Source organism: Leptothermofonsia sp. ETS-13 (assembly GCF_049200465.1).
GTDB lineage: Bacteria > Cyanobacteriota > Cyanobacteriia > Leptolyngbyales > Leptolyngbyaceae > Leptothermofonsia.
Genome location: NZ_CP120836.1, coordinates 1,486,750 through 1,508,787 on the forward strand (window position 1 = coordinate 1,486,750; position 22,038 = coordinate 1,508,787).

Consider the following 22,038-nt stretch of genomic DNA (forward strand, 5'->3'; position numbering starts at 1 on the left):
ACAACACATAGCTATCATGAGGTCAGAGGCTTGCCCGTATAGTTCCACTTGAAAGGTTTGGCCATGGTGCGATTGAAGTAGTCGATGAAGTCAAGAATCTTGGCGCTGAGCTGAGCTTGACTAGTGAAACTGGTCCGTCGCAGCAACTTGCGCCTGAGAATGGAGAACCAGATTTCGATTGGGTTGAGCCAGGAGCAATGCTTTGGGGTGAAATGTATGACCAGGCGGTGCTGTGGATTGCTCAAGAAAGCAGCCCGGGTGGCCATCGATTTCAGGATGCCGGATTTGCCTTTGCGCCCTAACGGCGGTGGTTCGGGTTCCAGGGCGACCGCCAGTGGCACCAGAGCTACCGATTGGTGGGTGTTGAGACAGTCCATGACCAGATGAATTTTAGGGGCATCGGTGACTTGGGCGAGTAGGGCGTCGAGATGAGCCGCTAAATCTTGCTCGGTTCGGGTGTCGCCCACAGTCGCCTGGTCAATGCGTCCAGTGGCGACATTCAAGGTGGCAATCAGGCTTTGGGGCCATGACGCTGGTACTCAAATTCCACCCGCACACAGCGTCCGGGTTTCATCTCAATATCCGGCATTACGCGCTCCAAGGCTTGGATGCCCGTCATTTCATCAAGACTGTAGGTCATCTCCCCACGTTCGGCCCGCGCAGCCACTTGTTCGTAGACCTGGCAGATGTCTTGGACTTTGGTGGCAAAGTCCGGGTCGGGGGGGGATGAAGCCAGTAGGGACTCTGGTACGGTTTCAGTTCGGCTTCGGCTAACAAACGCCCGACAGGGCGACCACTGATCCGCGCCACAACGCCTTGTTTGACCAGTTCATCGGCTAACTCTGGAGGGGTCCAGTGACTGATGGGGCGTCCAGAGTGCTCGGGCGGGGTACAAGCGAGGGCATAGAGTTGAGTGATTTGCTCCAAGGTAAACGTGGCGGGGGCACCGGGACGGGGGGCATCGGCTAAGCGCTCCGACACTGGCAACTCACAGGTCTGTAGCGCTTGCCAGCGCCGCCGCCAACAGCGACTCATCTGCTCCCCGATGCCGAGCTCTCGAGCAATCTGACCTTGGCTGTCTCCCTGGCTGGCACGCAGAATGATCTGCGCTCGCAATGCCAGTTGTTGGGGTGTACTCGGTCGCTTCACCAACCGCTCTAGTTCGCGACGCTCGGATTCACTCACAATCAGGGCGGGAAGGGCAGGACCAGGCATCAGACTCAATCCTCCAACACCGACTCCTTCAGGATATGCCCATTTCCGCCGCGCGGTACTAGCGAGCGTATAGCTATAGCGATCCTATTTGGATTGCGAGAAGGAGTTCCTCAGGAACTCCTTCTTGTAAGGTCTCTTTATATCGCAGCTGATTTATAGCTTTACGCAGGTGCGTTAGGACGTTGGAATTAGAGAGGGAGTGGGGGCTTCGCCCCCAGCCAAGGGTGGAACCCCTGCACCCCGTCCTAACCACAATGACTACCGCTATAGGACTCTACATTAGCTATTGGCTTCAGTTATTAGAGGAGGGATGGGTCGATGAGTGATGGAGCGAAAAGGTGATGGAGTAAAGGAGTGGATGGGTGGATGAGTGATAGGGGGGTAAGTTATGAGTTTTGAGTTTTCACCTCACCCCTCACCCCTCTCTAAGCAACTAACAATCAACAACTAACAACTAATACCAATGTTTTATGAAGCTGTACATTATCACCCCCCAGCTGTCACCGTCCTCCTTACCAAGGGATACTACAGAGGGTTCTGATTCTACGCATCCTCATATTGAATTGGTATAACCTCACTCTTCCCCGCCTCCTTCCCATCCTTCTGTGGACTGGCCGGGCTTTAAAAATAACCAGGCAACAAAGAAAAAGAGGGCAGTAAGCAGTTGAATCACATCTAATGCAGACAGGTAACCGTCAGAAAAGGAGGCAATACTTCTGTCTGTAATTCCAAACAACCAGGAGGAAATGCCAAGAAACCAGATGCCCCGCTTCAACTCTCTCAAAACCGGATGAAATTCTGCTGGACGATTTTTCATGATTAGCTCTTATTCGAAGCGAGACAACAAAGGAACAGAGCACCGCGAATTGCTAAACGATTTCTGTATAGCTTCTATGTTAAAAAACATTAACTTTACTTGCCATAAGTCCACAGATATATTTCCTCTAAAAGGAGCAGGTTAAACTCAGCACGCTGTATCCAGGCGGTTAAGCGATCACCAGTTGGCAAAGAAAGAGGAAGGAAGCCAGAGGAGCAGGGACTGAGGGCTAGGGACTGGATCAGGTATTTGGACAACTCAAAACTCAGAACTCATTCACCTCACCACCCCATCACCCTATACCCCTCACTCCTTACTCAGATATGAGCAATTCCCATCCACTTCTGACCGAAATTGCTGCCCAGGCTCAAACACGGGTTAATGCAGAAACGGCGGTTGTGGCTCTGGCTAAAGATGAAGGCAAGACCGTTTACTATGCAGCAGCGGTTGGTAAACATGCTGGTGCGATCGCAGAACGGCGCGGGCAAAAGGAAACCTCTGGTTTATGCGGGATTACCTTTCAGGAGTAACAACCTATTCTGGTCTGCCAGACAGGTGGAGATAGCCGGGTACGGCAAGATCAGGTAAAAGCATTGGACATTGAAACAGCGCTGGCAGTTCCATTGATTCACGAAGGACGCTTATTGGGTGCGCTTATGGTACTCAACCGAATGAATGGAACTCCCTATGACCAGGATGCAGAGCAGGCTCTGATTGAACTGGCTGAATCTGCCGCTGTCCAGATTGCTCAAATCTGGTAATCCTGCATAGAAATTACTCTTAGAGCGTGAACGCCTAAAAATCCTCACCCAAACTATCACAAGGCTCTACTGCTCTCCAAATCCATTGGGGATAGGAGTTACAGGTTACAGATTTTCAGAAATGGATAAGCGAATATACCAGGTAGTGGTCTTGATCCAGGGATGTTATTGAACAGCAGGATGAACTGAAAGTTGCAATTCATCCTAACTTACAGCTCTACATAGCTCTACGCAGGTGCGTTAGGACATTGGAATTAGAGAGGGAGTGGGGGCTTCGCCCCCAGCCAGGGGTTCCACCCCTGTACCCCGTCCTAACCACAATGACGACCGCTATAACTTTCATCCCTGGAATCAGTAACGACGTACAGGTATGCTGCTGAAACAGCAGCTTGAAAATTATTTTTGTTTGGTTGAGGAGGTTTTATGGTGTTTGGTACCGCTTCAAAGCGTTTGAAGGTTGCCGTGTTTAGTTTTGCTTTAACCGTTCCCCTGGCGGTGATGGCAGGATGTGCAACTCAACAGCCGACTCAGACTTCTTCTCCATCCCCGACTGAAACTGGCAATGCCAGCGCTGATAAGAAAGGGCAACGTCTGGCGGTTGTTCTACCAGGGCTACCAAATGACCAATCCTGGGATCAGGCCGCCTATGATGCGGCCCAGGCATTAAAAGCGAAAGGAGTGGATGTGGCGATCGCAGAGTCTGTTTCCCCCGCAGATGCGCCTAGAGTTTTGCGGCAATTTGCCGATGCAGGCTATACCACTATCGTTGCCCATTCCTTCAATTTCTAGGAAGCTGTTTTTCAAGTGGCAAAAGACTACCCGAACGTAAGCTTTGCCTAGGCGGGTGGTATCAAAAAAACGGGTAAGAACGTAGCAGATTATGATCAGCCCTTCTACCAGGGAGCTTCTATGGTGGGGTTGGTAGCTGCCAAGCTTAGCAAAACGGGTAAGTTGGGGGCAATTTATGGGTTTGACATTCCCGTTTGTCACTCTATGGGAGAAGCGATGCTGGCAGGAGCTAAAACCGAACGTCCCGATGTCAAGCTAGTGGCCTCGGCAGCAGGAGACTGGTACGACGTGACCAAGGGGAAGGAGGCCGCGATCGCCCAGGCTGACACGGGTGTAGATTTCTAGATTGGCTGTGGTATCGGACCGGCGCTGGGGGCTATCCAGGCCGCCAATACGAAGGGGGGACGTTACCAGCTACGTGGGTGATATGTCTTCTTAGGGACCCAAAGTGGTGGCTGCCAACCTGATCTGGAATATGGACCGTTATTTAGCAAAATGCTAGAAGATACGGCCTCTGGGAACTTTGACAACAAGTTTTACCAGATGGCAGTAGTGGAAGATGTCATTCGGGTTGACATTCCACCTAACTCTAAAGACACCGTTAGAGAAGACACCATCAAGAAAATCGAGGAAACCCGTGCCCAAATTGCATCAGGTACTCTCAAAGTCCCCTTTGTGCTGAAATAAGGAGAATTTATGGGCGTTGCTGAAAAGCAGTAAGTAGCTAGGCGCAATTAAATTAAGGATAATTTCGGGGGTGGAGGGGGCTGCACCCCCCAGGCAGGGGGGTGCAGCCCCCACTCCTCCCTTTACCAATTAATGATGACTACCTACTTATGAATCGAAACGGAGTTTCGAGCATACAGTGCCTATTTCATACCCAAATGCAGCAACGCCGATTTATGAGAAATTATCTCTGTACAGGCGAACGGCTGTTCACCCCAACCAAAAACCCCACGCTTCATAATCAACCTCATTCGGAGGCTATTCCATGATCCAAACGACCGATCTCTATGCCAACAGTACGACTGAAAGCAATACCAATGGAAAGGGGAAGGATCCGGTTCTTTCGAATGATTGGCATGCCGTTGTCAAAGGGCAGGATCTACAGCCGGGAACCTTGATGAAGTTCCGGTTATTGGATACGGACCTGGTGGTATGGCGTGGCGGAGATGGACAGGCGCATGCCTGGGAGGATCGTTGCCCCCATCGCAGTGTCCGCCTTTCCAATGGCAGGGTTGAGGGCAATACTCTGGCTGTTCCTATCACGGCATGGTTTACAACCCGGAAGGACGGTGTATCAGGGTACCAGCTCATCCGGGTTACGCACCACCCAGGCAAGCCTGTGCCCGCACCTTCCAGGTCAAGGAGCGCTACAACCTGGTTTATGTTTGTCTGGGAGAACCCGAAAAAGACCTGGTGGCATTTCCAGAATGGGATAAGCCAGCCTACCACTGTTATCTAGCTGGACCTTATTTCATCTGTTCAAACGGCTACCGTGCAATTGAAAACTTTTTGGATGTTGCCCACTTTCCCTTCATTCACGGAGGCATTCTTGGCGACCTGGACAGGCCGGAAATTGAAGACTACGAAGTGGTAATTAATGAGGATGGTCTCTTTGCAAAGAATATCCGCGTCTGGCAACCCGATCCCTACGGAACAGGTGTTGGAGATTTTGTAATTTATGACTACTGGGCATTTCGTCCGCTGACGGCTTATTTGCGTAAGTACAGCCCCAATGGGGATTGTCTGACTCTGCTCTACAATGTGGCCTCGGTTAGCGAAGAGGAATGTATTGCCTGGATGAGCGGCTCATTAAATTATGCCCATAGTATCTCCGATGAGAAGATTCGGGCATTTCAGGACAAGATTGTTTTACAGGATTTGAATAATCTGGAGTCCCATTTTCCGAAGAAACTGCCCCTGAATGTGCCGCTGGAGTTTCATGTGCCCAGCGATCGCTCCACATTGATGTATCGCAAATGGCTGAAGCAGCTTGGTATCACCTATGGCATCCTTTAGGGTTGTTTTAGGGTTGTTTTTCTGAGGCAGGACTCACTTTGGATTGTTCGGGTATGCGATAAGAATCGCCTCTTTTTTCGGAGGTGGACGTTGCGGGAGACGAATACTTCATTCGGTACAGCTGATCCATCCACTGGTCAATGCGGCTACGGGCTTCCTCATACAAACTGCCCATCGGAGAAACCATAAAAGCTTCGTCAATCGCAGCCTGGAGGGAGCTTTCGTTGCCGCGACTGGCTAATCGTATGGCCCGATCTAAATAGTAGCGATCTTCTATTGTTTCAGCTTGCCGTTGCCAGGTTTCAATGTATCGTTGGGCTTCCTCATAAGTTGGGGTGCCGTAATAGATCTGCTGGGCTTCTTCGACCGCTGCCTTCAACCCCTTCAGCGTTCCCGATCGCGCCAATTCTTTTGCTCGGCGCAAATGGTTGATGGCCTCCAATTCAAAGCCCCGCTCCCATTTAGCAAAACTCTGAAAAGGATTAGCTCGGACTTTTTCGACTGCCGCTCTCTCCGCTTTTTGCTGCTCTCTGCCCGCCTGTACTCTGTTGAGCAATTCTTGATACTTCGTGGTTTCCCAGTAGCGGTTGCCCAATCTCACGAGTTTTCTGGCAATGTTCAAAGCCCCCGTCCACTCTTGCCTTTCAATCGCATCCTGGGTCTTGTTGTAAATTTCTTCTGCCTTCTCCCAACTCTTCTTCCACTCATCAATACGGTTAATTGCCGTGGGGTAAACGCGACTGTTAATGGAAATCAGTCGTGCGATATTAATGGCTCGATCCAGGTTCCCTTCTTGATAGGCCGCTTCTCCCAGATCAAGTAGATCCTGGGACCACTGTTCCAGGCGGCGATCGCCTGTCATTCGCAGTGGATCGCCCGTTGGAATCAAACTGATCAACTTAATCGCGTCACGCAGATTCTCTACTGTTTTGTTCCGGGCCATTTCATCAGCACAGTAAAGGAGTACTGATGACGGATTATCAGAAGAAGATAAATTGGTCTGGCAGTCGGGAGATTCTGCCACCTTCAGTAAATTCCGAACCGCCATCATCCCAGCCACCCCTGGCACAATCAGGGCAACCATCAGCCCCAACCCCAACAGCACTAAACGCTGCCAGGATGCAGTTTCTAACCATTTCAACAGCGCTTTGAAGGAAGATGGCTCTGGTGGCTGGGGAGGATCTGGAGAAGGGTTGATGGGAGAGGTATCCATCTTTCTAAGCAACGCTTTCGCAACTCTAACAGAATTCTGACGGAGAAGAGCAGGCTCAGTCTATCCTGACTCTTCTATTCCATCACTCTACTACTCCATCCCCCCATTCCCCATCTCCCCATCCCCCCCTTACTCCTCCACAGTAATGGCGTAAAACCTTTGTTACGATGCGCGCTCTCCCTTTTCCCTTTGAGATCAGAAGCTATAAGTTGTTCTCAACACTCCAATAAAGACATCATCGTTATCCCGGTTCTGGTTGAGGGCAGGAAGCCAGATGACAGCAGGGGTCAAGGAGAGGCCAGGAAGGAGCTGAAACCTGTACATGGCTTCGATGTGCAGGGCATCGTCTCGATCTGGAACGGAGCGCTGGCTTCCTCCTGATTCAACTCCCTTTAACGTTGGTTCTGACCCTACAATAATGGCACCCAGACCATTTTTCCCAAACAGATCGGGGAAAGCTAGAACCCCGGCATAATTCCAGATATCGGCATCCCCAAACCCGATCAAACGAGCCTTGGTCAGCCCTGCCCAGCCACCAATTACAAACCGGCGGGAGATTGCAAAGGATGCTTCTACCCCGTAGGAATTACTGGCGATCGGGGTGCTGGGTGGAAACAATGGTGCCAATCCCTGGGAGCCAGGCAGCAGGTTGGCCAGGAAGGTGCCTGTTGCAGTTCCAAGACCGCCATAGCGAAAGTCGCCCGCATCATCATAGGCATGGACGTAGGTAAAGCCCAGCTTAAAACGGTTAAATGGTTGCACCACAAGTTGGGCCAGGGCTGAGTAATTACCGTTAAATAGTCCGGAGTCAACTCCTGGCAGGCTGGCTGTGTTTGACAAATAGCCCAGATCAATTCTGAAGGCATCGCTGAGTTTAAGGTTGATCCCTACGCCTGCTCCATTGCCGCCTATGCGGTAAATGGGGTTGTGTTGACCAAACCGGGAAACAGCCCCACTGCCCCCATCCTGATCATCCAGATAGGGATTGACCGTATCGGCGTAGTTGAAGTGCGATCCACCGGCCCCAAAGATAGTGACTGCGGCCCATTCACTAATTGCAAAGCTATAGCTGAGGAGGCTGACTCGAACTGAATTGGTGGTTTCAGCGACGTTGGAATTGTCATAGGCCAGCCGCCCTTCGTTAGAGAAGAGCAGATAAGCCGAATTGGCTCCACCCGTTACCCCGCCAGAAGCCAATTGGGGAATCGTGTTTCCGGCTTCAAGCCTGGTCAGTAGGAGGTCTTTGCCAGTGAAACTGGTTAAGAAGTTGAGGCGAACCCGGTTTTGAAAGACTGCCTGTGCTCCCTGGTCTTGAACGTTTGCTGGAATGCGTCCAAATCCAGTAATGTCTTCTCCGCCCAGAGAATCACCTCTAGAAAAAATCACTTCTCCAGCGAGTTTAGTTGTGGTCGAGAACTGTTGGGTTTCTAGAGTAGCGGTGCGGACATCGAGGGTGTCAATGCGACCTCGAAGGACGGCCAGTTCTGCCGCAAATTCTTCTTGCAGTCGTTGAATCTGCGCCAGGTCTTCTTTTCTAACAAAATCTGTGGTTGCCGCTGCTAACAACTCGCTCACCCGATCCATACAGGCGTTGAGGCCAGCGGCAAATTCGTAGCGGGACAGGGCACGGTTACCCCGGAAGGTGCGATCTGGGTAACCGACGATACAGCCGTAGCGTTCAACCAGCGATTGCAATGCCTGAAATGCCCAATCTGTCGGTTTCACATCCGTCAATTGGGAGACGGATGTTACCTGATCCATCCCTGAAACCACACGTTCTGTCTCGTTGGGCTTTACTGCATCGACAACCAGTGCATCCTGTGCGATCGCCCCCACTGGTGCGATCGCACCCACCATCGCTGAAGCCAGGAACACCCCCCCCAGTTTCGGAAAGTGGCTCAGCAAGTAATATTGCAAAGAATGTTGCAGAGATAGCCTGGGCATTTTTTCCCCTCACAACGACACAACCCGCAAAACTTTTATCACAGAAATTGCGGCAAGGAGTCGGGAGAATCACCACTTATAAGAAGTGGCACAAGGGCGTTGCTGAAAAGCAGTATGAATCGAAACGAGAGTTTCGAACCTGGTTGACTGACAAATTGCAGGCAACGAATTGGTAAGACTGGACAGTAAATTCTCGTTTAGGTTGCCGTTGAGCTTGCTTTTTGGATGCAATTGCGGGAGCAGGATCGCGTCTCCCCTGCAACTCAATAGAGGGAAACAATGCCCAGTCTTTGTGTAAGCAACCCCTGAGCCAATTCCAGCCAATGCGAACATAGCTGTTGCCCCGCTTCCAATGCACATCGACCCACCGCCGTTTCCCGGACATGACGACATGCTGCCCCTGCACACTTAACAGCAGCATGGTCACAGCAAGCACCAGACAGAGACGGGAAAGAGCAGGAACAGAGCGAATCTCAGAACGTTCCAGGTAAAATCTATTCGATTTTTCATCAAGCAGTTCCTCTTCGATTTGAAACTGTTCGCTGTATGCTCAAAACGTTTGCAGTGAGACAGGTTCATCACTGACCAGCAGCCAGAGTTGAGGCGAAACAGGGTCACGCCCCAGTGCCAAGTATAAGTGGGGGAAGGGGCGTGTTTTCGTCAAAGTGACCCCTTGCAGCAAAACGCGCCCTCCTGCCGCCAGATGATATAGCGGTAGTCATTATGGTTAGGAAGGGGTGCAGGGGTGGAACCCCTGGCTGGGGGCGAAGCCCCCACTCCCTCTCTAATTCCAATGTCCGAACGCACCTGCGTAGAGCTATATTACTTGGGTTGCTTCCAGCCTTGGTGGGGAAGGCAGATCCAGACTCGACTTTTGACCCGAATGCGAAAATAGTTGGTAGACCTCCAAGCGAACACTACTACTGCCGTGGCGTAGTACCCGCCTAATCAAGGGAATGGCACATCCCCGGTACTGAATCGATCTGCGAATCGGGCAGAACTCGTCCCATAACATCGTCGTGTCTTCAATTAAGGTAATTTCAGAAACGCCTCACTGGGCTAATGCGGCTGCAAGCAGCGGACTGTAGGCTCGTTGGACATGGATGCGGCTATTGGGCAACCAGCGACTGAACGGCGTGGATGGCTTTGGGCGAATTTTGCTCGGCTCTGCATGTAAACACCCCATTGGGTCTGGCTGATGCATTCACTACAAATCAGTCCAATCACCATCCAAATCAGGGGTTGCAGATGCCGTTGATCAGCCCATTGAGTGGATTGACCCAGAAGGTCCCATAGCTGGGGAGGTTCGCATGGTTCAGTTGTGTTTGGGTGGTAACTTTCATACTAATCTGCGAGTGCCCTTTTACCAAGGGCTTAGCCTCCCTCCTTTTCAAGTTTTGTCAGTCAATTAGGAGAGCCAAGAGTAAAATTTATTCTGACTTTTGGCTTCTAACTTGTTAAATCCTTGATCCGTCGCGTTTAACAATCAAATTAGTATTATTAAAGCTTGCAAAAATTCGCAAAAAAGATGGCTGAATCTGAAGCCGGATCAGCCATCAGCAGTGCCTGTTCATTGGTATTCAGCCTTTACTAAATTTTTCCTAATCCTGCTTCAGTGGGTAATTCTAGGGGTAATTCTAGATTGTCAGGATCAACGTAGTGACAGACAGTATTGTTCATACAAATCAGCGCCCAGCCAGCCCGATCAATGTCCATCAACTTATAGGATGTCTCTGGAATGAAAAATCCTTTGTGATTGCGGGTTTCTGGTTTTATCTCAACGTTTTCTGCGATCATGGATGCCTCCCTCCTTTATTAAGGAAGCAAAACGCTGAAAAGCCAAAAGAAAGGCTTATCAGCCAACTAACTAAATCCTATCACTCGCATCTTAGATTGCTGATTAATTTATTTAGTTAAGTGTGTCTTTGTATAAATTCCAAGGACTATGTGACGGTAGGAAATAAAGTATTTTCACATAGTTATTTTCTATAGCGATCCTTTTGGAAATTTGAACGGGGTGCAGAGGTAGAACCTCTGCGTGGGGTGCAGCCCCCATTCCCCCTTTGACAATTATTAATTATGGCCACCTACTTAGTTGGGATGAGAGAGTCACTTACGCTACTCTTTCACCAGCAAGCCAGGAGAACCAAATTTCCTTCTCTAAAGTTTATTTTGAGGTTTTGAAAAGTTATCTATTGGGCTACTTATTCATTGCTGACAAAACCAGCGGGCTGAGCATTAGATGCTTCAATGGCTGCTTTAAGGGTATGCCAGGTGAGTGTGGCACACTTAATTCGTACAGGAAATTGAGAAACACCCTGCATTACATTTAGTTTCCGTTGTTCAAACGGAAATTCTCCTTTACCCTGCATCATGTTTTGAAAGCGTTGCACCATGTCCAATGCTTCTTTGAGGCTTTTGCCTTGCAGGGCTTCTGCCATCAGGTCTGCTGATGCCATGGCGATCGCGCATCCTTCCCCCTCAAACTTCACGTCTTCAATGCGATCGCCCGCTTCATTGAGTTTTACAGTGAGTTCAATCGTATCCCCACAGGAGGGATTGTGCCCTTTCTGATAGCGGTGGACTGGGTTCGTCTTTCCGCGATGGCGGGGTTTTTTGTAGCGTTCCAGAATGACTTGTTGGTAGAGGTCGCGCAGATTATCCAGAGCCATGAATCGGAATCGTTAAACATTGTTCATCCTTCTTCATCCTACCGAAGAAAGCAGACTCTCTTGAGAATTTGACCATAAACATCGCCTATTACCTGAACAAATCCCATCACTCAGAGATTTTGTTGAGGTGAAAGGTAGCACAGGATACTTTTCTCAGTGAGAGAGCTAAAAACAAGCAAGCAGTTAATAAGTAGCTAGTGGTCTGTCAAGACTGTTTTGATGGGTTGAAAACCTACTAGACGCAATTAAATTGAAGATAATTTCGGGGGCGGAGGAGTGAAACCCTCTGTCCGGGGCGCAGCCCCCAAAACCCCTTCTTAAAGCTAATTATGACTATTTATTTAAAAAAGATCGCCTAGAGAGGCATGACTCCAGGCGCTCAGCATGTCTAGTTGTAACTACGGTCCTCCTGGGAATTTAGTGATATTGGCTATCACTAAAACAAAATCAATGTGCCAAGGGGTTTTGTTTGAAGTGGAAGAGTAGCTTAAGTCACTCTTCCACCGGCAAACCGAGGGGATCATAACTATTTCGAGACTCGTCAATAAAGGGCAGTTAGGAATTGGCTTTTTAATCAAAAATCGAAAACTCTGGCTCGTTAGTGAGCTGCTAAAGTTTTCACCATGTCAGATAGTTGAGGCATTGTTAATTGAGACATTAAACGTTGGGAGTGCCTCGCATCTAACGAGGGATCAGGCATTTCTTGCCAGCAATGGGGGCAAAACCAGTAAATTCCATTGTGACGGGCATGACGTAGAAGCACTTCAGAACAGCAAGGACACGTATTCATACAACGCCTCTTAAAGCAAATTGGTTAAAACTCGTGTCAGCAAGACACTGACAACAAGGAAATTTAAATGAGTTGTTTTCTAATATAAATTAAGTAAAAAGTAGACACAATCAGCTCATTTTTCCCCTTCTCTGAAAACTTCCTGATAAGGGGGTTAGCTATCGAGTGCTAGCGTTTACCAGACCCACCTCATCTAACTTAACCTCATCTAACTTAAGAATGATGACACCATTACCAAACAACTTTGGGGGATCAATATTTTTTATCTGTGATAACAACCCACTAAAGACCAGGGGGTAATACGGATGCCATTATGTTACTTTAACGATTTGTTGCGGGGATCAATTTTGTCAAAAGTGCATCACATACTTACAAGCTGTGGTTCTCTCTGCTGAGTAATTCTGCTAAGGCGCCAGCCAATATTTCATACTGCTTTGAATTGTTATACAGTTGAGCCGAAATTCTTACTTTCCGACTGGTTGTAGTGGGATAGGGGATGATTGGAACTTCAATCTGGTAGCGATTGAGCAGTTCGGCCTGGAGCTTCTGCGGATATCCGTCAGGCAAAGGAACCACAGCTAATGCTCCTACCATCTCCTCTGGGCTGGGGGGTGTAACGTTAAGGGCTGCGCAAAGAATCCGGCGGGCAGTTAGCGCCAACTGACGGTTACTTGCCATCAATTCGGGCCAGCCACCGGGCCGCAAGGAGCTCATAAATCGGATGGCTTCAGGAACACACAGGTAGGCGGTTGGGTCGTCGGTACCAGTCCAGTCAAATTCCAGGTGAAAGCGGGAGCGATCGCCCCTGGAAGAATTTGCACCATGACTGATGGTGAGGGGGCGAATGGCTGCCTGGCGATCGCGTTGCACATACAAAAAGGCTGCCCCTTTGGGCGCACACAGCCATTTGTGGCAGTTTCCCGTGTAATAAGTTGCTCCCAGGTTCCTCAAGTTCAGTGGCACCATCCCAGGAGCATGGGCCCCATCCACCAGCGTTTCAATGCCCCTCTCAGCCATTTCTTGAACCAATTGGGCGATGGGAAATACTAATCCAGTTTGACTCACCACATGGTCGAGCAAGGCGAGCCGGGTTTTAGCTGAAACACACTTCACGACTGCCTCAACCACCTCGGTTGGGGAGTGGATCGGAAAGGGAACATTGGCCACAACCACTTGCAGCCCATATCGCTCTGCAACGTAGTTCAGTGCATTACGGCAGGCATTGTATTCCTGATTGGTGGTTAACAACTCGTCTCCGGGCTCAAACTGAAGTGACTTCAGCACAGTGTTCACTGCCGTTGTTGCATTCGGCACAAATACCAGATCGTTCGGGTCTGCCCCAACGAAGTCAGCCAGTTCGCTCCGAGCCCCATCTAAGAGGGCTTCAAAATCTCGGTCAAAAAACTGAAGGGGTTGTCGCTCCAGGCGATCGCGTAGCTGTCGTTGGGCTTCCAGAACAGGCACTGGACAAGCACCAAAAGAGCCATGATTGAGAAAAATAATGTCTGGATCTAGCAGCCAGTAGGATTGGTAAGAAAAACCAGGTTTTGGGCTGTTAGGGCTTAGCAATAGACGATCAACCACTTTTTCAACTCCCCAGGCAGGATTCGAACCTGCGACCAATCGGTTAACAGCCGACCGCTCTACCACTGAGCTACTGAGGAACGCTCAACATTGCGAATCCCATGTTATCGATAATTTGGATCATTTGACAAGACTTTTTTGAAAGAGTCGTAAAAAAACTTGAAAGAGTCGTTAAAAAAACGACATAAGGTAAAAACTAATCCCCTACTGCTTACCAAAACGAAGCTGGGTTAGTCGCTTCTGTGCAATCGGATCAAGGGAATGTGCCAGAAAGCGACTGGAAGACTTGCGGACGGGTTTTTGTCTTCGCTGCACTCGACGATGAATGGCTTTCACATCTGCGGCTAGCTGCTCGGCAGACATCCACTCAGCGCCATACCCCACCACGGTTAGCTGCTGAGCCCGATCGGAAGTTACCACAATTAAGCGTTGATGGAATTTACGCAGATTGTGTCGGAAGGCTGCACAGGTTTTTTCAATATAAGTATCCGCAGTCTGCCCAAAGTCAGTGTAACAAACACAGAGATTGGAGGTGATTACTTCCCGATTGCTGGCGGCCTCTCGATACTGGGAATCAAACACCAGTTGGGTATCATATCCCTGAAACGCACTATAGTTAGCCAGGATTTCAATTAGATGGCGGCGAGCCTCTTCCAGACCGTCGTGATCGCGCACTCGCCTCAGATCAGCCCATGCTCCAACGACATTGTAGCCGTCTACTAAAAAAAGTGCCTGCGGAGAGGGGCGTTGCATAGCCTGAAATGAATAACCTTGAAACCTTAAGCTGACATCGATACAAATCCCTCGCTAGTTCAATCATTACACATTTTGGTGAAGAAACGTTACAAAATCACGGCTTGCATCAATCTTTGACGCAGATGCTGAGGATTGCCCTGATCGACAACCTTGCCCTGTTCCAACAGAAAGGCTCCATCGCAGTAATCCAGTTCTCCCAGGCGATGGGTCACCCAGAGGGCAGTTAGCCCCTGACTCTTGACCAGGTGCTGAACTTGTTCCACCAAGTCCAGTTGGCTGTCGGGGTCTAGCAGGGCAGTGGGTTCATCAAGCAACAGCACTTTGCAGTGGCGGGCGATCGCTCCCGCGATCGCCACTCGTTGTTTCTGGCCACCGCTGAGAGCATAGATTGGGCGTCTTTGCAAATCCAGCAGATTCACCGCATCTAAAGCTTCCTCAACCCGCTGGCGAATCTGGTGGGGCGGCAAATGCTCATCCGCCAGCCCAAAGGCGACATCCGCCCCCACTGTGGGCATTACCAGTTGGTGATCAGGATTTTGAAACACAAAGCCAATGGGAGACAGGCTGTGAATTTTGCCAGCCTGGGGTTGGAGCAAACCTACCAGAAGTTTCAAAAGGGTCGATTTGCCGCTGCCATTAGTACCCAGCAACATCCAAAATTCACCCTCTGGCACCTCTAATGAGCAGGCATCGAGAACAGTATCTCCATTGTGCCAGCTAAAGCAGAGGTTCTCGACCTGAATTGCCGGGCGATCAGTACGAACAGAGGATGGAGTCATTCTACAAGTGCAGCAAAGCCAGGAGGTCTGCCAGAGGAAGTGGCGGTGCTGGATTTTTCTGTCACCTGGACTGCAGAGATTTCACTGGTTAACACACTAAACTTTTTTCCTGCCTGGTGCTCACAGGTCAGTTCCAACACCTTATTGCTGCCAGATGAAATCGCTTCAACAACCTGTTTATAGACGGCTTCTGCATCTTCGGCAGCTTTACGTTGTACAGAAAGGGTTACAGGGGTACTCTTCAACGTGATATCGATGATGAACATGTGCGGAGTAAGTCTTAAAACCAACTCCTAGTATCGCAAATCTAACTACTTTGCGTGTCGGTTCAGTAACAAAGACTGCTACTAGCGTTATTGGGATGGGGGGAATTCAAGCAGCGTAAAATCGACCCGTTCTGGAAAGAATTGTCCAGTTGTGGCGTAGTTATAGCCAAAGTATCCAATTCCTGCTATCAGGGCGATCGCCAGCAATGCTCCCAAAATCCCATCTCCTGACAAGGCGCGGGCTCTTGCGAGGCGATCGCGCTGACCATCCCGGTAGCCCCTCAAATATTCAGGGCTTTGAACGACTTCTTCCTGCTCTTGTTGCTTGACCGTTCTTCGCATAGAAACCTCGAGAACTCGTCAAAATTACGAAAATCAACGATGCAATACCGAAGATAACCGGGCTGCAAGCCTAATTTCCTCTATCTAAAAGCTGAAATTTCAGAACATCCACTCCAGCACTACCCCAATCCGGCTATCCTTCCGTTGTCGCGCATTATGCTTCTGAATATCTGTGGAAAGCCGCAAATGATGAGTCAGCGCATAGCCAAAAGAAAGCGTGGTTAACCCCACCTCTGCCTCTGTTCCCGGAGAAACCCAACTTTGGGTGAGAGAAATATCTGCTGCCCCCGTCCGAGAAGGAACTAGCAATAGTCGCAGACCTAAATGCAACCCGTCAGTCGTGTAGCGTGAAGTTTCTAAACGGCGGTAGCCCAGAACCGGGGCAAGGTTGATATTCCTTCCTAAGGGGCGCACATAGTAGCGCAGGTCAGCTCCCCAAGCCTCTCGGTTGCCATTAAACGAGGTTTGATAGTCGGCATTGAGAGTCAGCCCTGTTCGCCCTACAAATAGATCTTCCAGTCCAATATTCCAACCTCCTGCTTTTTCAGAGGAGGGAAAGTAGGAAAGTCCTAATCGCAAACGGGTACGAAAGCTGGGGTCCCGTTTGATGTCTTCTAAAACATCAGGGACTTCCTGAAGCCAGCGCTGGAGAACAGGACTGGAGTCGATGAGTTTGGGATCCAGATCGAGGGAGGAGGGGGAGGAAGGAAGGGGGAATGAGTTTTGAGTTGGGTTTTGGGTTGTCTGTGGGTTCCAGTGGATGGAGGGTAAAAGATCACTGGCTGAGTAGGAAGCGAATGGTTGTCCATAGGCCGGATGGGCCAGGAAGGGTAAGCCAAGGAACAGCAGCAGGGGAATGGATTTCAAGTAAGTAGCTAGGCGCAATGAAATTAAGGATAATTTGGGGGGTGGAGGGGGTGAAACCCCCTGCCTGGGGGCGCAGCCCCCACTCCTCCCTTGACAATTAATGATGGCTACCTACTTAGCCACAATGGATTTTATGTACAGCAGTACCAAGTACCAATGAACCTGGGAAGTCAGGAGTCGCAGCCAGGAGTCAGAAGAGAGAGGAGAGAGAAGTTCTGGGTGCTGGCGAACAACTCGATGCCCCCAAGCACCCGTGGTTCCCAAAGAAACAGCTCTGCACTGCTGAAACAAACAACAGGGCAGAGCCGTTGACAACCAAGGGGCAACTGTATCAGCCTAGCGGATGGTTCCCTCCAGAGAAGCGACGTTGATCGGCTTGATGAGATAAAGCCGGAGGAATTGCCATCCGTTGGAGATGTAGTAAGGCAGCTTTTGGAAGAACTGCACGAATTTGGGAGTTTTGGAATTGGCGATCGCCGTCAGCTTCTCGTTATTGCGAACGCAAACTTCCAGCCGCTCATAGAACTCTGGCGTTTCAACATTCAAAATGACTGGGAAAACACGAGCAGAGGTTTCATTCGTCTTCTGAATCACGTATTTGTCGTACTCCCGCGCATCTAACCCAATGGAGCGATAGAAACCAGCCCGCTGGACATCATTTAGATACATGGTGGCAAACACGGACAGCAGGAAGAAACGGCACCACAATCTTGCCTTCCAGTCATTCAGGAATTGCGGCTGGGAACGCATAATAGCGTCAAAAAAGTCGCCGTGGCGGTTTTCATCCTGACACCAGTTTTCAAAGAAGCGGAAGATGGGGTAGATCCGGTTTTCTGGATGGGCCTCCAGGTGGCGGTAGATGGTGATATAGCGCCAATATCCAATCTTCTCTGACAGGTAGGTGGCGTAGAAGATGAACTTGGGCTTAAAGAATGTGTACTTGCGACTCTTGGTCAGGAATCCCAGGTCGAGGGTCAGGTTGAAATCGGACAACGCCTTGTTGAGGAAGCCGGAGTGACGCGCTTCGTCGCGAGACATCAGGGTGAAGATCTCAGCTAGGGTTTGGTTCTTATCCTTCAGCCGCCGTCCCAGTTCCTTGTAAAGCAGAAATCCAGAAAATTCAGCCGTACAGGAGCGCTCCAGGAACTCGACAAACAACCGACGAGTTTCACCATCGATATGATCCCAGGACTGTTCAAACTCTTCGTTACGAACAAAATGATGACGGTTGTAGTCTGCCCGGAACTCTTCCAGGATGGCTTTCAACTCGTCTTCGTTGGCGGAGATGTCCATCTTCGCCATCTCATCGAAGTCAGTGGTATAGAAGCGTGGGGTTAAGATCGTTTCCTTGGCAGGAACTTTCACCCCAGGACGCAACTCTTCAAAAACAGGCTTCTTAATGGAATCTACCATGGTCGTTATTCGTCTGTGGGACTTCTTCGTTTCAGGCAGGTAAGCGATAGCTTTGGCAAAGCGTTACCCTCTGCAACCAGTTAGAAAAAATTTTCGCTGCTGATTCACCGGATGGGGTTTCAGCAATGATTACGAAACTAAGTCTATCAGGCTCTGCGGTACCAAATCGCAGCGATCGCGTTAAGAGTTGCAACACAGCTTCAACTTTTGTAACCAAGCTGGATTCCTTCTCCCTTCTGACGCTGCCAACTTTGAGCAAAGTCTTATGATTAGAAACTATAGCAATCGCCATTCAGGCGTAAGACAGACGAGAGTCATTTATCACCTGGTTCTCTCACTCCCTACTCCCTATCACCTATCGCCTGCCTTAAAGCAGCAAAGAACCACAAAAGGGTATGAACAACATTGGCACCGCTTACGTTCTTTGGCTGGGTTGTCTGCTTCAACTGCACGGGCTACATCGCCTTTACAACGGCAAGATTTTTACAGGTTTGTTGTGGATGTTCAGTTTTGGCCTATTTGGGATTGGCCAACTCGTAGATCTCCTCCTGATTCCCAACATGGTGCAGGAGCATAATGACAAATTGAGAAGCAGCCAGGGGCTCCTGCCTTCAGGGGTGCCCCAAAATCAAGCGGTGATTGAGCGAATTGTGACTCAAGAGAAATTAGAGAAACTACTGCCTTCGGTTGTTCAATACCAGACGAATCAGCTTACAGTCAAACTGCTTAAAGCGGCGGAAGCCAGAGGTGGCAGCCTTTCGGTCACTCAAGAAGTGATGGAAACTGGAGCCAGTTTTGCAGAAGTAGAAAATGCTCTATTAAGCATAGTTCGGGCTGGTTATGCCGATATTGGCAATCATCCAGAAACGGGCGTGGTGCTTTATGAGTTTAAGGAACTGTGAGGCACATTTCACTTTCTGACAAATAGCATCCGATAGACGGGTTTACCCCGCTTTAAGGTGGATTGTTCTCGTTCGGTGGAGATGGGCATCGGATTTTCAGTCAGCCAATGGTTGGGCTGGCTAAAGGCGGGGTTTTCGGAGAAGCGATCGCCCATCTCCATAGCAACTTCTTCCACATCGGATTGAAGAAACACCACACCGCCACTGGGCAATGCACTCGCCAAATCATTCACCAGCTCCGGCTGTACCACCCGGCGTTTCTGGTGTTTACGCTTAAACCAGGGATCAGGGAACTGAATCGTAACCCGTTGTAAAGTGCCCGTTGGTAAGGAATTCAAAATCGGGCGAAGGGAATTATTAGCGTTACAGAACAGATAGTACAGATTGACCAACCCCAGTTCATTTCGCCAGTGATTGGCCTGGTTAACCAGCGGCTCCCGAATTTCCAGGCCCAGAAAGTTCCACCCTGGCTGGCACTGTGCCATCTCCAGCAGAAAGCGCCCCCTGCCACAGCCAATGTCCAGATGAAGCGGCTGGTCTGGTAAGGCATAAACCTTCTGCCAGTCTGGCGGAGAGGCGGGGGTTTGATACTTTTTGCTGAGCGGGTTAACATGCTCCCGCACACGGACGACGGACAAGGATACCTCCTTACCACAACATTAACTGCGCGGCCTGGTTGAAAAATTTCTGGCAGATTCCCCAGGTGACCAGGGAAGTGGTGACTAAGGTGGCAAATGCCAGCATAAACATGATCAACATCTGGTACGCTGCCGCTAGAAGGGGATTAACACCACTTAATAACTGTCCAGTCATAATCCCTGGTAAAGTCACAATCCCCACCACCATCATGGTGTTAATCGTTGGGATTAATCCGGCTTTGATGGCGTCTTTGCGATATTGGGCCACGGCTTGCTGGGGGGTTGCTCCCAGGCTGAGGTGGGTTTCAATTTCTAACTGGCTGCTATTGAGAGTGCTAGCCAGGCGTTCGCCAGCAAGAGCGGCTCCATTCATTGCATTTCCTAACACAATTCCCGCCAGTGGAATGACGTATTGAGGTTCATACCAGACCTGCGGTTGGATCACGAGCAGGTTGGTGTAGACCAGAGTCAGCAGGGTGCCCATCAAAATGGAGCCCCCGACCAGGGGCAAAAGTTGGGGAATTTTTCGGCTGATACGGTTACGGGCAGCTAGGGTTGCGATCGCCAGCATCACCCCCCAGCACTATCAGTACAAGCCAGGGTTCTCGAATGGCAAATACCGCCGCCAGGACGTAACCAACAACCAGCAGTTGGATAATCGTGCGCCCCGTTGCAATTGCCAGATTCCACTCCAATCCCAACCGTTGCCATGCCGACAGCGCGATCGCGATCGCCATCATTCCCAGCGCCCAAATAAGTTGTAACGGAGAATTCATGAGGAGTTGTTATGAAATGTAAGAGGAGTTTTGAGTCAAGAGCTATCACTCCATCACCCTATCACCCCTCCCTCACCCCCTACCCCCTCCTGTCGCCTCCCCCTCGCAACAAACCAACAAAATCCCCAGTCCGTGATCACGGTGACGCTATTGGGTTCCATTCGCGTGCAAAATTTGATTCTATTAGTTGAGTATGACTCGTGGTGTAAGTGAGTGAAGAAAATTCCACCGTTCGATCTGACTGAACAATATCAAGTCATTGGAAAAGAAATTAATGCCTCTGTGGCAGAGGTGCTTGCATCCGGTCACTACATTGGAGGTTCCCATGTTGAGGCATTTGAGCAACAGTTTGCTAGTTACGTTGGTACGACCCAGTGTATCGCCTGTAATTCGGGGACAGATGCTTTGTACCTGGCACTGAGGGCACTTAATATCGGACCGGGTGATGAGGTCATCACAACTCCCTTCACCTTTGTAGCAACGGCGGAAACGATTAGTGCGGTTGGGGCGAAGCCCGTCTTTGTGGATATTGATCGGCAGACTTTTAACCTGGATCTGGAACAGGTGGAAGCGTCAATTACGAAGGGAACCCGGGCAATTCTTCCGGTGCACTTGTTTGGGTTGCCGGTTAATATGTCTCGCTTGATGGCGATCGCCCAGGCCCATCACTTGTTTGTGATAGAAGATTGCGCTCAGGCAACGGGAGCGGAGTGGGCAGGGCAAAAAGTGGGCAGTATCGGGCATATTGGCTGCTTCAGTTTCTATCCCACCAAAAATCTGGGCGCCTGTGGCGATGGGGGGGCTGTAACAACCAACGATGCAGCGATCGCCGCACGCATCCGCCGACTGCGCGATCACGGGCGTAAGGGCAGTTACTACTACGAAGAACTGGGTGTCAACAGCCGTTTGGATGCGATTCAGGCTGCCATTTTACAGATTAAGCTGCGCCATCTGGAAACCTGGAACAATCAACGGCGTGCCATTGCTGAGCGTTACCAGCAATTATTAAGCCCCATTCCTGATATCACCACCCCCCAGGAAATTCCAAACGGCAAAAGTGTCTGGAATCAGTACACAATTCGGGTTCTGGATCGCACTCCCGAAACTGACTTGTCTTCCAGGGACAGGCTGCGCAGCCAGTTGCAGGAAAAAGGTGTCATTTCCATGGTTTACTATCCCCTGCCGCTGCATCTGCAACCCGCTTACAGTCATCTAAAATACCAGCCCGGCAACCTACCGGAAGCGGAGCAGGCATCCCGTGAGGTGCTTTCTCTACCCATGTTTCCAGAGCTTTCGCCGGAACAGCAGAACCAGGTGGTATATAGCTTAAAAGATTGCTTGCTTTAGCCCGGCATCCTGGATCAACCGTTCAATGGCCTGGTAAGTAGCTAGATGCAGTTAAATTAAGGATAATTTCGGGGGTGGAGGGGGTGAAAACCCCTGCCTGGGGCGCAGCCCCCACTCCCCCCTTTACAAATTAATGATGACTATC

At 50.0% G+C, this 22,038-nt stretch carries 29 protein-coding genes, 1 tRNA gene and 1 pseudogene; 9 read left to right on the forward strand and 22 right to left on the reverse strand.

Features of this window, described 5'->3' with window-relative positions:
• Nucleotides 1-14: 14 nt before the first annotated feature.
• The 4 genes from P4D80_RS06630 to P4D80_RS06645 all read right to left on the reverse strand — a co-directional run bounded on the left by P4D80_RS06630 (nt 15) and on the right by P4D80_RS06645 (nt 2,032).
• Nucleotides 15-503, reverse strand: coding sequence for a transposase (locus tag P4D80_RS06630; protein ID WP_421658180.1), 489 nt, complete (start codon nt 501-503; stop codon nt 15-17).
• A gap of 8 nt (nt 504-511) precedes the next feature.
• Nucleotides 512-640: a hypothetical protein gene (locus P4D80_RS06635; protein WP_421658181.1), complete on the reverse strand. Its 129-nt coding sequence runs from the start codon at nt 638-640 to the stop codon at nt 512-514.
• On the reverse strand, nt 637-1,215 hold the full coding sequence (locus tag P4D80_RS06640) for a helix-turn-helix domain-containing protein (RefSeq protein WP_421658182.1): 579 nt from the start codon (nt 1,213-1,215) through the stop codon (nt 637-639). Before P4D80_RS06640 ends, P4D80_RS06635 begins: the two co-directional genes overlap by 4 nt.
• A 574-nt stretch (nt 1,216-1,789) precedes the next feature.
• Nucleotides 1,790-2,032 (reverse strand): hypothetical protein, encoded by a 243-nt coding sequence (locus P4D80_RS06645; protein WP_421658184.1) that lies wholly within the window; start codon nt 2,030-2,032, stop codon nt 1,790-1,792.
• 323 nt (nt 2,033-2,355) lie between these two features.
• Between P4D80_RS06645 and P4D80_RS06650 the strand changes: the two genes are divergently transcribed.
• From P4D80_RS06650 to P4D80_RS06680, 7 genes and pseudogenes are all read left to right on the forward strand, one after another.
• Nucleotides 2,356-2,562, forward strand: coding sequence for a hypothetical protein (locus P4D80_RS06650; protein WP_421658185.1), 207 nt, complete (start codon nt 2,356-2,358; stop codon nt 2,560-2,562).
• Between the two features lie 9 nt (nt 2,563-2,571).
• On the forward strand, nt 2,572-2,793 hold the full coding sequence (locus P4D80_RS06655; RefSeq protein ID WP_421659497.1) for a GAF domain-containing protein: 222 nt from the start codon (nt 2,572-2,574) through the stop codon (nt 2,791-2,793).
• A gap of 423 nt (nt 2,794-3,216) precedes the next feature.
• The gene (locus tag P4D80_RS06660) at nt 3,217-3,582 is read left to right on the forward strand and encodes a hypothetical protein (RefSeq protein WP_421658186.1); all 366 of its coding nucleotides are present in this window, start codon (nt 3,217-3,219) and stop codon (nt 3,580-3,582) included.
• A gap of 60 nt (nt 3,583-3,642) precedes the next feature.
• Nucleotides 3,643-3,927, forward strand: coding sequence for a BMP family ABC transporter substrate-binding protein (locus tag P4D80_RS06665; protein ID WP_421659498.1), 285 nt, complete (start codon nt 3,643-3,645; stop codon nt 3,925-3,927).
• A 150-nt stretch (nt 3,928-4,077) separates the two neighbouring features.
• Nucleotides 4,078-4,269, forward strand: a complete 192-nt coding sequence (locus P4D80_RS06670) for a hypothetical protein (protein WP_421658187.1) — start codon at nt 4,078-4,080, stop codon at nt 4,267-4,269.
• Nucleotides 4,270-4,705: 436 nt separating this feature from the next.
• Nucleotides 4,706-4,780 (forward strand): annotated as a pseudogene (locus P4D80_RS06675) (hypothetical protein); the annotation flags it as partial.
• Nucleotides 4,781-4,854: 74 nt separating this feature from the next.
• Nucleotides 4,855-5,604 carry an aromatic ring-hydroxylating dioxygenase subunit alpha gene (locus P4D80_RS06680; protein ID WP_421658188.1) on the forward strand — a complete coding sequence of 250 codons (750 nt, stop codon included), beginning with the start codon at nt 4,855-4,857 and terminating at the stop codon, nt 5,602-5,604.
• Nucleotides 5,605-5,611: 7 nt separating this feature from the next.
• On the opposite strand, the gene P4D80_RS06685 is transcribed toward P4D80_RS06680, so the two are convergent.
• The 15 genes from P4D80_RS06685 to P4D80_RS06755 form a co-directional block, all read right to left on the reverse strand.
• Nucleotides 5,612-6,817, reverse strand: a complete 1,206-nt coding sequence (locus P4D80_RS06685; protein WP_421658189.1) for a tetratricopeptide repeat protein — start codon at nt 6,815-6,817, stop codon at nt 5,612-5,614.
• Nucleotides 6,818-7,012: 195 nt separating this feature from the next.
• Nucleotides 7,013-8,761 carry an iron uptake porin gene (locus P4D80_RS06690; RefSeq protein ID WP_421658190.1) on the reverse strand — a complete coding sequence of 583 codons (1,749 nt, stop codon included), beginning with the start codon at nt 8,759-8,761 and terminating at the stop codon, nt 7,013-7,015.
• Nucleotides 8,762-8,837: 76 nt separating this feature from the next.
• Nucleotides 8,838-9,197, reverse strand: a complete 360-nt coding sequence (locus P4D80_RS06695) for a hypothetical protein (protein ID WP_421658191.1) — start codon at nt 9,195-9,197, stop codon at nt 8,838-8,840.
• A gap of 615 nt (nt 9,198-9,812) precedes the next feature.
• On the reverse strand, nt 9,813-9,965 hold the full coding sequence (locus tag P4D80_RS06700) for a hypothetical protein (RefSeq protein ID WP_421658193.1): 153 nt from the start codon (nt 9,963-9,965) through the stop codon (nt 9,813-9,815).
• Between the two features lie 386 nt (nt 9,966-10,351).
• The gene (locus P4D80_RS06705) at nt 10,352-10,558 is read right to left on the reverse strand and encodes a hypothetical protein (RefSeq protein ID WP_421658195.1); all 207 of its coding nucleotides are present in this window, start codon (nt 10,556-10,558) and stop codon (nt 10,352-10,354) included.
• Between the two features lie 407 nt (nt 10,559-10,965).
• Nucleotides 10,966-11,433: a Fe-S cluster assembly sulfur transfer protein SufU gene (gene sufU, locus P4D80_RS06710; protein WP_421658196.1), complete on the reverse strand. Its 468-nt coding sequence runs from the start codon at nt 11,431-11,433 to the stop codon at nt 10,966-10,968.
• A 1,159-nt stretch (nt 11,434-12,592) separates the two neighbouring features.
• Nucleotides 12,593-13,807, reverse strand: coding sequence for an aminotransferase class V-fold PLP-dependent enzyme (locus P4D80_RS06715; protein ID WP_421658198.1), 1,215 nt, complete (start codon nt 13,805-13,807; stop codon nt 12,593-12,595).
• An 8-nt stretch (nt 13,808-13,815) separates the two neighbouring features.
• Nucleotides 13,816-13,887, reverse strand: a tRNA-Asn gene (locus P4D80_RS06720).
• A 124-nt stretch (nt 13,888-14,011) separates the two neighbouring features.
• Complete coding sequence (locus tag P4D80_RS06725) at nt 14,012-14,560, reverse strand: NYN domain-containing protein (RefSeq protein WP_421658199.1); 549 nt, start codon at nt 14,558-14,560, stop codon at nt 14,012-14,014.
• 89 nt (nt 14,561-14,649) lie between these two features.
• Complete coding sequence (locus P4D80_RS06730; protein ID WP_421658200.1) at nt 14,650-15,342, reverse strand: energy-coupling factor ABC transporter ATP-binding protein; 693 nt, start codon at nt 15,340-15,342, stop codon at nt 14,650-14,652.
• On the reverse strand, nt 15,339-15,608 hold the full coding sequence (locus tag P4D80_RS06735) for a hypothetical protein (RefSeq protein ID WP_421658201.1): 270 nt from the start codon (nt 15,606-15,608) through the stop codon (nt 15,339-15,341). The genes P4D80_RS06730 and P4D80_RS06735 overlap by 4 nt, the downstream gene beginning before the upstream one ends.
• An 87-nt stretch (nt 15,609-15,695) precedes the next feature.
• On the reverse strand, nt 15,696-15,950 hold the full coding sequence (locus P4D80_RS06740) for a hypothetical protein (RefSeq protein WP_421658202.1): 255 nt from the start codon (nt 15,948-15,950) through the stop codon (nt 15,696-15,698).
• Between the two features lie 99 nt (nt 15,951-16,049).
• Nucleotides 16,050-16,817, reverse strand: coding sequence for a hypothetical protein (locus tag P4D80_RS06745; protein ID WP_421658204.1), 768 nt, complete (start codon nt 16,815-16,817; stop codon nt 16,050-16,052).
• Between the two features lie 336 nt (nt 16,818-17,153).
• Nucleotides 17,154-18,230: a magnesium-protoporphyrin IX monomethyl ester (oxidative) cyclase gene (gene acsF / locus P4D80_RS06750; RefSeq protein ID WP_421658205.1), complete on the reverse strand. Its 1,077-nt coding sequence runs from the start codon at nt 18,228-18,230 to the stop codon at nt 17,154-17,156.
• 31 nt (nt 18,231-18,261) lie between these two features.
• The gene (locus tag P4D80_RS06755; protein WP_421658206.1) at nt 18,262-18,522 is read right to left on the reverse strand and encodes a hypothetical protein; all 261 of its coding nucleotides are present in this window, start codon (nt 18,520-18,522) and stop codon (nt 18,262-18,264) included.
• Between the two features lie 103 nt (nt 18,523-18,625).
• Here P4D80_RS06755 and P4D80_RS06760 point away from each other — a divergent pair, with 103 nt between their 5' ends.
• Nucleotides 18,626-19,132 (forward strand): NINE protein, encoded by a 507-nt coding sequence (locus tag P4D80_RS06760; RefSeq protein WP_421658207.1) that lies wholly within the window; start codon nt 18,626-18,628, stop codon nt 19,130-19,132.
• Between the two features lie 8 nt (nt 19,133-19,140).
• Here the strand turns inward: P4D80_RS06760 and trmB are convergent, their stop codons facing one another.
• From trmB to P4D80_RS06775, 3 genes are read right to left on the reverse strand one after another with little or no spacing between them, the layout of a single operon-like run.
• Nucleotides 19,141-19,770, reverse strand: coding sequence for a tRNA (guanosine(46)-N7)-methyltransferase TrmB (trmB, locus tag P4D80_RS06765; RefSeq protein ID WP_421658208.1), 630 nt, complete (start codon nt 19,768-19,770; stop codon nt 19,141-19,143).
• A 10-nt stretch (nt 19,771-19,780) separates the two neighbouring features.
• On the reverse strand, nt 19,781-20,341 hold the full coding sequence (locus P4D80_RS06770; RefSeq protein ID WP_421658209.1) for an ABC transporter permease: 561 nt from the start codon (nt 20,339-20,341) through the stop codon (nt 19,781-19,783).
• A complete protein-coding gene (locus tag P4D80_RS06775; RefSeq protein WP_421658211.1) occupies nt 20,310-20,546 on the reverse strand; it encodes an ABC transporter permease in 237 nt (78 codons plus the stop codon). The genes P4D80_RS06770 and P4D80_RS06775 overlap by 32 nt, the downstream gene beginning before the upstream one ends.
• Nucleotides 20,547-20,759: 213 nt before the next feature.
• Here P4D80_RS06775 and P4D80_RS06780 point away from each other — a divergent pair, with 213 nt between their 5' ends.
• Nucleotides 20,760-21,893, forward strand: a complete 1,134-nt coding sequence (locus tag P4D80_RS06780; RefSeq protein ID WP_421658212.1) for a DegT/DnrJ/EryC1/StrS family aminotransferase — start codon at nt 20,760-20,762, stop codon at nt 21,891-21,893.
• The last annotated feature ends 145 nt before the right edge of the window (nt 21,894-22,038 follow it).

Excerpts from the sequence above, each read along its gene's own strand:
- P4D80_RS06705 (WP_421658195.1), bottom strand. The coding sequence starts at position 10,558 with ATGATCGCAGAAAACGTTGAGATAAAACCAGAAACCCGCAATCACAAA.
- P4D80_RS06740 (WP_421658202.1), bottom strand. The coding sequence starts at position 15,950 with ATGCGAAGAACGGTCAAGCAACAAGAGCAGGAAGAAGTCGTTCAAAGC.
- P4D80_RS06690 (WP_421658190.1), bottom strand. The coding sequence starts at position 8,761 with ATGCCCAGGCTATCTCTGCAACATTCTTTGCAATATTACTTGCTGAGC.
- P4D80_RS06685 (WP_421658189.1), bottom strand. The coding sequence starts at position 6,817 with ATGGATACCTCTCCCATCAACCCTTCTCCAGATCCTCCCCAGCCACCA.
- P4D80_RS06635 (WP_421658181.1), bottom strand. The coding sequence starts at position 640 with ATGACCTACAGTCTTGATGAAATGACGGGCATCCAAGCCTTGGAGCGC.
- P4D80_RS06660 (WP_421658186.1), top strand. The coding sequence starts at position 3,217 with ATGGTGTTTGGTACCGCTTCAAAGCGTTTGAAGGTTGCCGTGTTTAGT.
- P4D80_RS06755 (WP_421658206.1), bottom strand. The coding sequence starts at position 18,522 with ATGGCGATTGCTATAGTTTCTAATCATAAGACTTTGCTCAAAGTTGGC.
- sufU (WP_421658196.1), bottom strand. The coding sequence starts at position 11,433 with ATGGCTCTGGATAATCTGCGCGACCTCTACCAACAAGTCATTCTGGAA.
- P4D80_RS06760 (WP_421658207.1), top strand. The coding sequence starts at position 18,626 with ATGAACAACATTGGCACCGCTTACGTTCTTTGGCTGGGTTGTCTGCTT.
- P4D80_RS06770 (WP_421658209.1), bottom strand. The coding sequence starts at position 20,341 with ATGCTGGCGATCGCAACCCTAGCTGCCCGTAACCGTATCAGCCGAAAA.
- P4D80_RS06700 (WP_421658193.1), bottom strand. The coding sequence starts at position 9,965 with ATGCATCAGCCAGACCCAATGGGGTGTTTACATGCAGAGCCGAGCAAA.
- P4D80_RS06735 (WP_421658201.1), bottom strand. The coding sequence starts at position 15,608 with ATGTTCATCATCGATATCACGTTGAAGAGTACCCCTGTAACCCTTTCT.
- P4D80_RS06775 (WP_421658211.1), bottom strand. The coding sequence starts at position 20,546 with ATGAATTCTCCGTTACAACTTATTTGGGCGCTGGGAATGATGGCGATC.
- P4D80_RS06725 (WP_421658199.1), bottom strand. The coding sequence starts at position 14,560 with ATGCAACGCCCCTCTCCGCAGGCACTTTTTTTAGTAGACGGCTACAAT.
- P4D80_RS06730 (WP_421658200.1), bottom strand. The coding sequence starts at position 15,342 with ATGACTCCATCCTCTGTTCGTACTGATCGCCCGGCAATTCAGGTCGAG.
- P4D80_RS06650 (WP_421658185.1), top strand. The coding sequence starts at position 2,356 with ATGAGCAATTCCCATCCACTTCTGACCGAAATTGCTGCCCAGGCTCAA.
- acsF (WP_421658205.1), bottom strand. The coding sequence starts at position 18,230 with ATGGTAGATTCCATTAAGAAGCCTGTTTTTGAAGAGTTGCGTCCTGGG.
- P4D80_RS06670 (WP_421658187.1), top strand. The coding sequence starts at position 4,078 with ATGCTAGAAGATACGGCCTCTGGGAACTTTGACAACAAGTTTTACCAG.
- P4D80_RS06640 (WP_421658182.1), bottom strand. The coding sequence starts at position 1,215 with ATGCCTGGTCCTGCCCTTCCCGCCCTGATTGTGAGTGAATCCGAGCGT.
- P4D80_RS06645 (WP_421658184.1), bottom strand. The coding sequence starts at position 2,032 with ATGAAAAATCGTCCAGCAGAATTTCATCCGGTTTTGAGAGAGTTGAAG.
- P4D80_RS06680 (WP_421658188.1), top strand. The coding sequence starts at position 4,855 with ATGGTTTACAACCCGGAAGGACGGTGTATCAGGGTACCAGCTCATCCG.